The 13,279-nt window shown below is 37.5% G+C and carries 9 protein-coding genes and 2 riboswitches; of the genes, 7 read left to right on the top strand and 2 right to left on the bottom strand.

What is annotated here, in order from left to right; genetic code table 11:
- Positions 1–38 precede the first annotated feature (38 nt).
- Positions 39–1,442, bottom strand: a complete 1,404-nt coding sequence (locus KYH19_RS09425; protein WP_219078490.1) for a sigma-54 dependent transcriptional regulator — start codon at positions 1,440–1,442, stop codon at positions 39–41.
- 111 nt (positions 1,443–1,553) lie between these two features.
- Entirely contained in the window at positions 1,554–2,801 is a 1,248-nt protein-coding gene (locus KYH19_RS09430; RefSeq protein ID WP_219078491.1) for a serine hydrolase, read from the bottom strand.
- 85 nt (positions 2,802–2,886) lie between these two features.
- Positions 2,887–3,082, top strand: a riboswitch (cobalamin riboswitch).
- 95 nt (positions 3,083–3,177) lie between these two features.
- On the opposite strand from KYH19_RS09430, the gene KYH19_RS09435 reads away from it, so the two are divergent.
- The 7 genes from KYH19_RS09435 (at position 3,178) to KYH19_RS09465 (ending at position 13,265) form a co-directional block, all read left to right on the top strand.
- Positions 3,178–5,214, top strand: a complete 2,037-nt coding sequence (locus tag KYH19_RS09435; protein WP_219078492.1) for a TonB-dependent siderophore receptor — start codon at positions 3,178–3,180, stop codon at positions 5,212–5,214.
- A complete protein-coding gene (locus KYH19_RS09440) occupies positions 5,211–6,341 on the top strand; it encodes a YncE family protein (RefSeq protein ID WP_219078493.1) in 1,131 nt (376 codons plus the stop codon). The genes KYH19_RS09435 and KYH19_RS09440 overlap by 4 nt, the downstream gene beginning before the upstream one ends.
- Before the next feature lie 9 nt (positions 6,342–6,350).
- Positions 6,351–7,466 (top strand): YncE family protein, encoded by a 1,116-nt coding sequence (locus tag KYH19_RS09445; protein ID WP_219078494.1) that lies wholly within the window; start codon positions 6,351–6,353, stop codon positions 7,464–7,466.
- 34 nt (positions 7,467–7,500) lie between these two features.
- Complete coding sequence (locus KYH19_RS09450) at positions 7,501–8,634, top strand: PKD domain-containing protein (RefSeq protein ID WP_219078495.1); 1,134 nt, start codon at positions 7,501–7,503, stop codon at positions 8,632–8,634.
- 144 nt (positions 8,635–8,778) lie between these two features.
- The gene (locus KYH19_RS09455; protein WP_219078496.1) at positions 8,779–9,714 is read left to right on the top strand and encodes a PKD domain-containing protein; all 936 of its coding nucleotides are present in this window, start codon (positions 8,779–8,781) and stop codon (positions 9,712–9,714) included.
- Positions 9,715–9,728: 14 nt separating this feature from the next.
- Positions 9,729–10,832, top strand: coding sequence for a DUF5074 domain-containing protein (locus tag KYH19_RS09460; RefSeq protein WP_219078497.1), 1,104 nt, complete (start codon positions 9,729–9,731; stop codon positions 10,830–10,832).
- A gap of 276 nt (positions 10,833–11,108) precedes the next feature.
- A riboswitch (cobalamin riboswitch) is annotated at positions 11,109–11,303 on the top strand.
- Between the two features lie 96 nt (positions 11,304–11,399).
- Complete coding sequence (locus KYH19_RS09465; RefSeq protein WP_219078498.1) at positions 11,400–13,265, top strand: TonB-dependent siderophore receptor; 1,866 nt, start codon at positions 11,400–11,402, stop codon at positions 13,263–13,265.
- The last annotated feature ends 14 nt before the right edge of the window (positions 13,266–13,279 follow it).

The raw sequence follows: 13,279 nt of genomic DNA on the forward strand, positions 1-13,279 counted from the left end.
AGCTTCAGTCGAGATGACGATTTGTAAATTAGTTCAACTTACTCAGCTCTCTTTAAACCGAACTTTTCAATTTTACTATATAAGTGACTTCTTTGGATATCTATTTCATCAGCTGTTTTTGATACATTCCAGTTGTTTTTTTCCAGCTTGAATTTGATGAATTCGCGTTCCGCATAATCTTTGTAATCCTGAAAATTATTAAACGAATCGAAAGAGGAAGCCAGGTTAGATCCGCCAGCACCCGCAATCTGTGTACTGGTTGCGGCGCCAATATTTGTACCACCGCCTGGATTAGCAAAGGCACGTACATCATTTTCGGTAATAACCTTATCGCTTAAAATAATCAAACGCTCAATCATGTTGTGTAACTCACGTACGTTACCTGTCCATGGTAAAGCCTGCAAAGCCGCCATGCCACCTTCATTTATCTTCTTAACCGGCATTCCATAATCACTGCAAATGCTTTCTAAAAAGTTTTGGGCAATAACAGGAATATCATCAGTACGCTCTGTTAAATGCGGAACGTGGATATTGATTACATTTAATCGGTGGTACAAATCCATACGGAAATTACCATCTTCAATTTCTTTTAATAAATCTTTATTGGTTGCTGCTAAAACACGAACGTTTACTTCAATTTCCTTTTCACCACCCACACGCGAAATTTTATGCTCTTGCAAAGCACGTAGAACTTTTGCCTGGGCAGAGAGGCTCATATCGCCAATCTCATCCAAAAATAAAGTTCCGCCGTTGGCCAGTTCAAATTTACCGATACGTTGTTTAACAGCAGAGGTAAAAGAACCTTTTTCGTGACCAAACAATTCACTTTCAATTAATTCTGAAGGAATAGCAGCACAGTTTACTTCGATTAAAGGACTGTCGGCACGGTTCGATTTCTCGTGTAACCAACGCGCTACCAGTTCTTTACCGCTACCATTTGCACCGGTAATTAATACACGGGCCTCGGTAGGAGCAACACGCTCAATGGTTTCCTTAATTTTAGAAATGCTTTCAGATTCACCTAAAATCTCGCGGGTTTTACTTGCTTTACGCTTTAAAACCTTGGTTTCAGTAACTAAATTTCCACGGTCTAAACCATTACGTACAGTGATCAGTAAACGGTTTAAATCAGGTGGTTTCGAAATAAAATCGAAAGCTCCTTTTTTGCTGGCTTCAATGGCAGTTTCAACTGTTCCATGACCAGATATCATAATAAAAGGTAAGTCTGGCTTGATAAGCTGTGCCTGTTCAAGCACTTCCATACCATCCATCTTATTCATCTTGATATCGCAAAGAACCAAATCGAAATTTCCTTTTTTGATCATTTCGAGGCCGTCGATACCGTTGTCGATATCTTCAACATCATAATTTTCATATTCGAGAATTTCGCGTAAGGTACTCCTTATCGCACGCTCATCGTCAATTATTAATAATTTAGCCATTAGAGATCTATTCTTTAATTTTTGAAATGCGAATATATTATTTTTTAATTAATGTATAGTTTTTTATACAATTTATACGCAATAAACTTGATAAGGCTTAAACATTTAATCTCAATAGGAATAATCGAGTTTAAATTTGCTCAGATCTGGTTGATGCAATTTCTTGCGGTTTAATTCCACTTCATAAATGCTTTTGCCCAGGTTTTTCATAAACGGAAAACAAACTGTTTCGTATTCATATTTGTTATCGTTAAAAATTCCATCTTCGTTACTTTGAACAACCGCAGTTAGAAAATATTCAATTCCGTTTTTAAAGTCAACAAAATAAGAGTTGTCGATAATGTAGCCATAGCTATCGCCGTATTTATTAAAAATCCGGATGTTTGGATCTGGTGTTACCTGCGCTCTTCCATAATATAACATTTTAGCATAAGTAGGCCAGAATTCTTTAGAATTGTATTTAGGATAATCGCTCTCTGTTGGATATTTGCTCATATAGGTGTAGATGAGCTTATAGTCTTCAGGAGTAAGTTTAAATCTCTCTTTAACAGGAAATGCTTCAGGAAAGATCAGTTTCTGCATTAGTTTTTGCTGATCGTTGATGGCAAAGGCATTTTTTCCTTCTAAACTAAATGGTTTATTAACCAGTTTATCTGTACTATCTAAATAGCCTTTACCCATTACCAGATTGGTCAATTTCAATTCATATTCTTTTGGATCGTACTGTGCAGGTTGATCATACACTAATTTATCGCCATTATAAAACTTAATGGGATTGCTATGTCTGGCCGGTTCTCCTGTATCGCCAATGGCCAGGCGGTTTAAAATACGACTATTATTTAACCCGTTAGCTTTTAGTTTTTCATTAATTTCTGCTCTTCCAATAAATTCAAATAAGCGGTTAAAGGCATCATTATCGCTGGTAAGCAAAATCTTTTTAATATAATGTGCTATTGATGGAAGTTCGCTTTTAGCACTCGTATCTGTTAAAACCTTTGTTTGATCTTTAAACGCACTATCTGTAATCATTGTACTATAAGGCGTTAAGCCGGTACTTTTCAAAAGGTTCACTTTTTCAATAGCAAAAATGACTGCAGCAAGCTTAACCGTACTGGCAGGATAAAAATAATGGTGAGGATCTAAATTATAACTAAAGGTTTTAAAGGAGGGTTTATTCTTCGAATCACGGTTTATTTGGGTATAAAGAATCTGAATCTGGTTTTTATCTGGATGGTTAAGTACAGCTGAAAAAAGTGCAGGCTTGCTTTCCATTAGCTTTTTTAGAAAAAGAGTATCGGTTTTTTTTGCCATAACAGATAAGCTGATCAATGAAAATACAATAATTAAAATCCTTTTCATGGGTGGAAATTTGATTCCTAATTTAGCTTTTTCTGTTAGAAAGACTGTCTTCCATTCATGCATTTTACATATTGGTTAATTTTGTTACTTTTGCAGCGCTTTTGGTTTCCGGTTTTACACCCGGAATTAAAAGGGAATACAGTGTAAATCTGTAACTGTCCCGCAGCTGTAAGCTCCTTAACGGATTTCCAATCAATTTGCCACTGTCCCGACACGTCGGAATGGGAAGGCCGGAAAACCGGGAGTAAGTCAGAAGACCTGCCTTAGCATTATATTTCATAGCTTTCGGGGATTGAAGCTAAGGAGTGATGTACTTACGTATTCGTATTTTCATTTCTTTTCTATCTGTTGGCTGTGGGTTAAACTCACAATCAAAATGACACAAAAACATTCTGCCAATGCGGGCAAAATGCAGTTTTTTCTATTTTCTTCCATTTTATGGACAGGATTTTTATTGCCTTTAAATACCTGGGCACAAACTGACAGTATCAAAAAAGCAACTCAGCTGAAAGAGGTTCAGATCAGGGAGTACCGTTTAACTGAGCAAAGCAAATCACCAACACCGCTTCAGATCTTATCGGGCGAAGATCTGAAAAGAATCAATAGTTTATCAGTGGCTGATGCCATCCGTTACTTTTCGGGTGTACAATTGAAAGATTACGGTGGAATAGGTGGTTTAAAAACGGTAAATGTTCGAAGCTTGGGCACCAACCATACAGCAGTTTTTTTAGACGGCATCCAGATTGGCAATGCACAGAACGGGCAGGTAGATTTAGGGAAATTCTCGCTCAGCAATCTCCAAGAAATTGCTTTATACAGCGGGCAAAAACCTGAATTGCTTATTCCAGCTAAGGGTTATGCTTCGGCTAGTAGTATTTATTTAAAAACCAAAGAACCTGATTTCGAAGGAAACCAGCGACAACAAGTTGAGCTGGGTTTAAAAAGCGGATCGTTTGGATTAATCAATCCTTCTTTAATTTATCGCAATAAAATTAACGAGAATTTAATTGCCAGTATCAATACCGAATATATACATGCCGATGGGAAATATAAATTCAGGTATACCAATGGCGTTTTTGATACCACTGCGGTAAGAAATAATGGTGATGTAGAACGTTTCCGTTTACAGGCCGCATTGTTTGGCAAATTTAGAAACGGAAAATGGCATGCCCAGGCTTATTCATTTTTATCAGATAGGGGGTTACCAGGAGCTATTGTGGCCAACAGATTCGATTTTACGCAAAGAATCTGGGACCGCGATTTCTTTATCCAGGGGAGCATAGAGAAAAACCTATCCGATAAATTCAGCATAATTGTAAATGGAAAATACACTTATGTTTATCAGCGTTATTTAGATCCTGATTATGTAACCACCACTGGCTTTTTAGATAACCGCTTTAAAGAGCAGGAAGCTTACTTATCTGTATCGGGAAAATATAAAATCAGTTCGGTTTGGGAGGTGGCTTATGCATCTGATTATACCTTTCAGACTTTGGATGCCAATATTTATCGTTTTCCTTACCCAAGCAGGAATACTTTTTTAAATGTGTTAAGTTCATCTTTAACACTAGAACAGCTCACTATCCAGGCAAATGTATTGAGCACCACTGTAATTGATCATGTAAAGTTATATTCTTCAGCGGGTAACAAGCAGGTTTTTAGTCCAACGGTAATGCTTTCGTGGAAGTTTTTAAAGGATCGGGACATCAGGGTCAGGGCATTTTATAAAGACATTTTCAGGATGCCTACTTTTAATGATCTGTATTATACTTTTATTGGTAATACGCTTTTAAAGCCTGAATACACTAAACAGTATGATGTTGGTATAACCTATTTCAAAAACTTCAAAAATCAGCAATTAAAGTTTATTGATATCCAGTCTGATGTTTATTTCAACCGGGTAAAAGATAAAATTGTGGCACAACCAGGTGCAAACCTGTACCGCTGGATTATGTACAATATCGGTTTGGTCGATATTCATGGTTTGGAAATCAATGCCAAAACCGCATTTGAGCCTTTTACCAATCTACTGGTTAATGTTGGACTGAATTACACTTATCAAAAAGCAGTCGATGTGACTTCAAAACAGGAGGAAAATTATCAGGATCAGATTCCTTATATCCCCGAAAACAGTGGTTCATTTTTAGCACGCATGGATTGCCAAAACTGGCATGCAAACTATGGCTTCATATACACAGGTTTCCGTTATAATCAAAAGGCAAACAACATTTATAATTACATGGAGCCCTGGTACACCCATGATGCAGCCATTGGTTATGAGTTTAAGCTAAAAAAAGGAAGTATCAATATCAACTGCGAAGTAAATAACCTGCTTAACCAATACTACGACCTAATCCCAAATTTCCCAATGCCGGGTAGAAATTACAGGCTAACGCTAAATTATAAATTATGAGGCCTTTAAAATCTAAGATATATATATTGGTTTTATTGTTGGCTATTTGCGCCTGTAGAAAAGATCCCCAGCCTTTGCCTTCGGAAATTAGCAAGGTAGAACCAGAGCCAACTTCTGCCATTAAAGGTTTTTACCTGGTTAACGAAGGCAATATGAACATGAACAAGGCCTCTTTAGATTATATGGACCTGGTAAATGGCATTTATACCCGAAACTTATATAATGAGGTAAACCCAGATGTAACCAAAGGTTTGGGCGATGTGGGAAATGATATTGGATGTTATGGTAGCAAGCTTTATGTAGTGGTTAATGTATCGAATAAAGTTGAGGTGCTGAATGTGAAAACGGGAAAGAAAATCGGACAAATCAATATCACCAATTGCCGTTATATCACTTTCAATAACGGCAAAGCTTATGTAAGTGCTTATTTAGGTAAAGTTGGCGATCCGAAGGCACCGAATGGAATTGTGGCCGAGATAGATACCGCAGCACTCAGCATAAACCGTAATGTTGAAGTTGGCAGACAGCCAGAAGAAATGGCCATTATTGGTAGTAAATTGTATGTAGCCAATTCTGGTGGTTATAGTCCGCCGGATTATGAGCATACCGTATCGGTAATCGACCTACCTAGTCTTAAAGAAATTAAACGCATTGAAGTTGCCATTAACCTGCATCGTATAAAAGCTGATCGTTATGGGGACTTGTATGTGACCTCACGTGGTGATTATTATACCATCCCTTCAAAGCTTTTTGTAATTGATACCCAAACCGACCAAATTAAAAAGGTATTCAATATTGCCGCTGGTAATCTGGTTATCGATGATGATTACGCTTATATCTATAGTACAGAATGGAACTATATAGCGGGTAAAAATAACATTAGCTATAACATGATCAACATAAAGGACGAAACGATAATGGACCGCAAATTCATTACGGATGGTACTGAAAAGAACATTAAAATCCCTTACGGAATTGCGGTTAACCCTACCAGTAAAGATGTATATGTAACTGACGCTAAAGATTATGTTACGCCCGGAAAATTACACTGTTACAGCCCGGAAGGCCGCCTGAAATGGTCGGTTACTACTGGCGATATCCCAGCCCACATTGCATTTATAAATTAAATATATACCATGAGCAAATTTTACAAAAAACACATTTTAATTATCCTCGCCGCAACGGCTGTGTCTATTTCTGCCTGTAAAAAGGATAGATCAGAGATAGTGGAAAAAAAACAGATCATTACAGACACCAAAGGGATTTATATGCTTTGCGAAGGATTGATGGGGAATAATAACAGTGCCATTTCCTATTATGATGTAGCAACCAAAACTGCAGTTGCCGATTATTACAAACAGGTAAATGGCGTATCGTTAGGAGAAACCGCAAACGATTTAGAGCAATATGGCAGCAAAATGTATTGCGTCGTAGCAGGTATTCAGGGTACAAAACAATCGTTTTTGGATATTATTGATATTAAAACCTGTAAATCACTAAAAAGAATTCCATTCAATTCGACCACTGATGGTTATATCCCAAGGTTTGTAGCTTTCTACAAAGATAAAGCTTACGTTTCGAGATATGATGGAAAAGTGAGCCGTATCGATACCGCATCGATGGCTGTTGATGGTGAAATTACCTTATCGGAAGGACTTGAACAACTGGCAGTAGCTAATGGCAAGTTATATGTGTGCAATTCTTCACATCCTTATTATCAGAACGGAGCAAAAAACAAGGTATCAGTAATCGATTTAGCAACCTTTACCAAAACGAAAGATATTGCCGTAAACAATAATCCCGTAAGGATACAAGCGGCCGATAATGGTGATTTGTTCGTGGTATGCTGGAATGACTATATCATTAATAACAATCCATCATTGGATAGGATCAGCAGCGCTACGGATACCAAAATTGCATCTTACAATTATGATCTGGGTGCTATTGCCATCAATGGATCAACAGCTTATCTATCTAAAGATATTTACAGCAGCCCTGATATTAAAGCCCTTAATACCACTAGTGGCGCCTTAGGTGCAAGTTTAATTACTGATGGGCAGGTTATTAATACCATTTATGGAATCACCATTAATCCATTCAGCAAAGAGGTTGTGGTTGCCGATGCCAATAACTACAACAACAGCGAGGGTCTTACTTATTGCTTTGGGACGGATGGAAAAGTAAAGTTCAGCTTTAAAACTGCAGGTTTGCCGCAACATGCCGTATTCAATTACAATTATAAATACGAATAATAAAAGTATCCAAAAAATAAATAATCAATAACACATGAAAAAAACTTATCTAATAGTAATGCTCGGTATTGCAACCCTGATCTACAGTTGTAAAAAAGACACTGAAGTTGCACCAGATGTTAACCTCACCATTAAAGGAGAAACAATGACATCAAAAGTAAATACCAAAATCGCTTTTGCTGCCGGAACTAACAATGGCATTGAGTTTAATCACCAATGGAAGTTGGATGGTAAAGTGGTAAGTAATGTCTATAATTACGATTTTACGCCAACTAAAGCCGGCACTTATGTTATTGAGTATACCGCAAGTAATAACACTGGATCGTTTGCTCACAAATACACAGTAACTGTTCCGGTTCCGGTGGTAGAAATTACACCGAATAGCACCAAATATATCACTGCTGTTTTCGAATACCTCCCAGCACCTGGCCAGTTTATTAATGAGAATTTGGGTAGCCTGGCTGGCGCACAAAAAATTATTGGTGATGTAAACAAAACCGGTCTCATCAGCTTAGGAGGCTTTGGTGGTTATGTTATTTTTGGCTTCGATCATTCTGTAGTGAATAATGCAGGCGCAGATCTGGCTGTTTACGGTAATCCGATCGGAGGTACAACGCCATGGGCTGAGCCGGGGATTGTAATGGTAAGCCAGGATGTAAACGGTAACGGAAAACCTGATGATGAATGGTATGAACTGGCTGGTAGCGAATACAATAACCCATTAACCATTAAAAATTACGAAATCACTTATACCAATCCAAAAGGCTTTGCCAATGTAAACTGGACGGATAACCAGGGTAACAGCGGTACTTATGATGTAAACAACTTCCACAAGCATAATTTCTACCCTGAATTTGCGCCTGATCAGGAAAAACTAACTTTAAAAGGAACTATGCTTCCATCTTCTTGGGGTAAAAACGGCGGTATTTTCATTAACAGTGCATTTGCATGGGGTTATACGGACAGCTGGTCTATCGATGATGATTATGCCACTAAAAGATATAACAGTTTTGATTTAGATTGGGCAGTTGATAAAAATGGAAAGAAAATCGCTCTAAATACCATCGATTTCGTGAAAGTATACACCGGACAAAGGGAAAAAGGAAATACACTTTTGGGCGAAATATCAACCGAGGTTAAAGGTGCTATGGATTTAGGTATAAAATAGTATCGATCAAAACAGGATTAATGCAATCTTAATTCAATTCAAGAAAATGGCCAAAGAATCGTAGGACAACAGTTTGAAGGGCAAAGATTAAATTCTTAGCAATATCAACTTCTGTCTTCCGACATCTGCCCCGGACTTTAAAATATGAAAACAAAATCTATTATCAGCTTAATGCTTTTATCAACTGTACTTTTCTCATGTAAAAAGGAAAGTGCAGTTGAAAAAGATGGAACGGGAGAAAAGCCTGTTGCTAATCAATCTCCTTATTTAAACAAAATATACGAATTCAAACAAGCTCCCGGGCAGTTTACCAACGATCTGGTTAAAACGGACATATTGATCGGTAGCGCTGGCAATGGTCTGGTTTCACTTGGCGCTTATGGTGGTTTTATCGTATTTGGTTTCGATCACAGTGTGACTAATGCAGCCGGTGCCGACCTCGGTATTTATGGCAACCCCTTAATTGGCATGGATATGGAATTCTCGGAGCCCGGCATCGTGTGCGTAATGCAGGATCTAAACAAAAATGGATTGCCTGATGATGTTTGGTATGAACTTGCCGGAAGTGAATACAATGCCTCACCGACCATCAAAAATTATATAATCACCTATTACAAACCCTCAAAAGTAACGGATGATGTACGCTGGACGGATAATCAGGGTAAAGAAGGCTTTGTGCTGAGAAACCAGTTTCATGCGCAGGATTATTTCCCTTCATGGGCAACTACAAACGAAATTTCTTTCACCGGAACTTTGCTTAAAAATACATTGAACCCTGGAGAAATCATCACCAATAAACCTTTCGCATTTGGCTATTCTGATAATGGATCGAGTGAGTACATCGCTTTGCAGGAATCGCTGGGGAGAGGATATAACACCTTCGATATTGATTGGGCAGTAGATGCAGCCGGAAAAAAAGTAAATCTCACCGCTATCGATTTTGTAAAGGTATATACCGGCCAGAATAGCAATGGAAATCCTTTCAGTCCGGATAATGATAATGAGCGGTCGCGCTATTTAGGCGAAATCTCAACAGAATTTGGCGGAGCGGTTGATCTTAAACTTTTAAAAAATAAATAACACAATATATTATAATGAAACAATTGAACTTAAAACAGCTTCTGATAGGGGCATTAGTTTTAACTACCGGCTTATACGCTTGTAAAAAGGACAGTATAGAAAACCTGCAGATAGATCCGGTTGTAGGTAAATACGAAAATGGCTTTTTTGTAATTGGGGAAGGTTCTTATGGCCAAAATTCGGGCGCAGTGAGTTTTTACCGTTATGGTGATGATACCCTTAATATCAGGGCTTATGAAAAAGAAAATCCAGGTAAAATACTATCAAATGCTGCCAAAACCAGTACGTTGCAGTTTGCTTCGGTTATTAACGGAAGTATTTATTTAATGTGCAAGGTAAATGGCCCGATTGTAAAAATAAACGAATACACCTTAAAAGAAGAAGCAAGATATGTACAGGAAGCCAGCAACTGGATAAGTATTATACAGGTTGATGGAAACAGGGGATTGGTGAGTGCAAACGATGGTGTTTACCAGATTGATCTGAACACATTAGCCGTACAAAATAAACTGACTTCAGTTGGTGCAGTGAATACCGGCGACATGTGGAAAAAAGGCGATTACATTTACCTGTTGCAGAGCAATGGTGCCAAAATTGTATCCGCTAATAATTATTCACTAATTAAAAGTTTCTCCGGTATTAACAGAGGTTTTGCTCAAACACCTAATGGAAAAATTTGGGCATCTACGGGTAGCAGGTTAATTGCCATTGATAATAACTTAGATACAGCAGGTATAGCATTACCTGTGTCAATAGGAACATTTGGATTGGATGCACCGACCCGCATTACCTCATCAACAAAAGAAAATGCCGTTTTCTATCACTCAGGAAAGGCAATTTATAAATACATTGATGGTGATAAAACATCGCTATCGCAGCCATTTATTAATATAAGCGAAGATCCTTTTATGGTTTACGGAGCCATCCGTTACGATAAAAACAGAGATTATATCGTAGTAAACGGAATTCAAAATTATGGGGCAGCTGCTACCGTAAACTACTTATTGATTTATAATGCATCTACAGGTGCATTGGTTAAAAGAATTAAATACGGTGGTGATGGCGTTACTACCGATTTTACAAAGATATTTTTTAATGATTTAGCAATCTTTCATTAAAATTATTACGCCTCAAATGTTAAAGGTCTGCAAATCATTGCAGGCCTTTTTTATGAAGCTTGATTTTATACTATAAGCCCTCATTTATAAACCTGGTAGTAGCTGTAGCCTCCGGTTTCCACCGAGCTATAGCGAATAACGGAAATGGCGTTTCCCAGCATTACTGAAAATGCTTTTCAAAGGAAAATTTTAATTCTAAATATTCTCCACTATTTCATAAAGATAGAGCAACCTAATAGACTTATTAAACTGCTTTTGGCTCTCCACTCTTTTTACTACCTTTGCGGCGCTTTTGGTTCCCGGCTTACAACCGGGATTAAAAGGGAATACAGTGTAAATCTGTAACTGTCCCGCAGCTGTAAGCTCTGTAACGTTTTTCAATTCTTAAGTCACTGCCCAATTAACTACTGAGCGGGAAGACGGAAAAAACGGGAGTAAGTCAGAAGACCTGCCTTTAGCGTTTAATTTCATAGCTTTCGGGGATTGAAGCTAGGATTGAGATATTAACGTTGTTCGTATTTTCATTTCCTTTTCTAATCTGTTGGCCGTGGGCAAATCCACAATCAAATGAACAAAAAAAGAATGCTAACTGTAGCCAGTTTAGGGCTAGCACAGTTAATGATTGGCCAGGTGGCTAATGCTCAAACTCAAGACAGTTTGCAGCTTAAAGATGTTGTAATTTCTGCAACTAAAAATGACCAGAAACAATCCCAGACCGGAAAAGTGGTCACTATCATCAGTCGCGAAGTATTAGATCGCAGCAATGGCAAATCATTACCCGATTTATTAAATGAACAGGCTGGTATCATCATCAGCGGAGGAAACAGCAACCAGGGAAAAGATAAAAGTATCTTTTTCAGGGGATCGGGCAGTGGTTACACTCTGGTATTAATAGATGGTATTATACAGAATGATCCTTCAAGCATTAGCGGAACCTTCGATCTACGTCTGTTCTCCATTGACCAGATCGATCATATCGAGATTTTAAAAGGTGGTCAGTCTACCATTTACGGATCAGATGCCGTTGCAGGCGTAATCAATATTGTAACTAAAAAGGGTGGACCTAAAGGAAATACCATTTACGGTGTAGCCAGTGCAGGCAGCTTCGAAACTTACAAAGGAACTATCGGTTTAAATGGTGGTGTAGAAGATTTTTCTTACAATATTAACTACACGCATTTTAAAACTGATGGTATTTCGGAAGCCGTTGCGCCAGTTGGAAGTACAGCCATGTTTGATAAAGACGGTTTTAAAACAGATGGTTTAAATGCCAATTTCGGGATTAAACTCGACAAACATTTCTCTGTTAACCCTTTTCTGCGTTATTTCTATGGAGATTATAAAATAGATGAAGGTGCGTTTGCCGATGGCTTACCAACTAATAACTCTATTTTAAAGCAGTTTAGTGCGGGCTTCAATTCAGAATACAAATTCAATACTGGTAAAATAACGTTAAATTATAGCCACGAGAGCAATTCAAATGATGTAAAGTCTAGTTATGCAGGTTTTCCAAGTAATTTTTTAAACTTCGGTAAACTTAATGTAGTTGATTTATTCTACAACCAGAAACTGGGTAATAAATTAGATTTATTGGTAGGTATCGACAACAGAAAAATGAAATTAGTTACTGATACCAAAAACCCAACAACCAATATCTTCGCTGCTTATGGATCATTGTTCTTACATGATTTAAGTATTTTTAACCTGGAAGTAGGCGGACGTTACAATAAACATGACCAATATGGCGAAAACTATACCTACTCAGTTACCCCAAGCATTAACATTATTAAAGAAGTAAAATTATTTGGAACAGTATCTACTGCATTCAAAGTTCCTACACTGAATATGTTGTTTGGTCAATATGGTGCCAATCTTGATCTGAAACCAGAAAAATCTCAAAATTATGAGGCTGGTGTAAACTTAAATATCGATGAAGAAGCATTTACTTTGCGCATTACAGGTTTTAAACGCGATTTAACTGATGCTATCGTTTACACCACTGGTTATATTAATCAGGGTAACCAAAAGTATAAAGGTTTTGAGATTGAGCCAGCGGCAAAATTCAGTGTTTTCAATATTAATGGTTACTATGCTTTTGTTGAAGGAAATACGGGAACAACCAATTTTTTAATCCGTAGACCAAAACACACCTTCGGCATTAATGCAGGTGCACAGGCAACCAGCAACCTATATGCAAGTGTCAACTTCCGTTATTTTGGCAAACGTTTCGATACCAATTTTATATCTTATTTAGATGAAGAGATGCCATCATATAACCTGTTAAATGCATATGTAGAATATGCCCTTGCTAAAAAACGCGTGAAAGTATTTTTTGATGCCAAAAATATCCTGAATAAAAAATATACTGAAATTATTGGCTACAATACACCAGGCTTTAACTTTAATACAGGTGTAAGTTTTAATATCCGCTAATAAAAATTTAACTT

It is taken from the genome of Pedobacter sp. D749 (assembly GCF_019317285.1).
Classification (GTDB): Bacteria; Bacteroidota; Bacteroidia; order Sphingobacteriales; family Sphingobacteriaceae; genus Pedobacter.

Bases quoted from the DNA above. Each gene is read 5' to 3' on its own strand.
- KYH19_RS09460 (WP_219078497.1), top strand. From the start codon at position 9,729: ATGAAACAATTGAACTTAAAACAGCTTCTGATAGGGGCATTAGTTTTA.
- KYH19_RS09450 (WP_219078495.1), top strand. From the start codon at position 7,501: ATGAAAAAAACTTATCTAATAGTAATGCTCGGTATTGCAACCCTGATC.
- KYH19_RS09455 (WP_219078496.1), top strand. From the start codon at position 8,779: ATGAAAACAAAATCTATTATCAGCTTAATGCTTTTATCAACTGTACTT.
- KYH19_RS09435 (WP_219078492.1), top strand. From the start codon at position 3,178: ATGACACAAAAACATTCTGCCAATGCGGGCAAAATGCAGTTTTTTCTA.
- KYH19_RS09440 (WP_219078493.1), top strand. From the start codon at position 5,211: ATGAGGCCTTTAAAATCTAAGATATATATATTGGTTTTATTGTTGGCT.
- KYH19_RS09445 (WP_219078494.1), top strand. From the start codon at position 6,351: ATGAGCAAATTTTACAAAAAACACATTTTAATTATCCTCGCCGCAACG.
- KYH19_RS09425 (WP_219078490.1), bottom strand. From the start codon at position 1,442: ATGGCTAAATTATTAATAATTGACGATGAGCGTGCGATAAGGAGTACC.
- KYH19_RS09465 (WP_219078498.1), top strand. From the start codon at position 11,400: ATGAACAAAAAAAGAATGCTAACTGTAGCCAGTTTAGGGCTAGCACAG.
- KYH19_RS09430 (WP_219078491.1), bottom strand. From the start codon at position 2,801: ATGAAAAGGATTTTAATTATTGTATTTTCATTGATCAGCTTATCTGTT.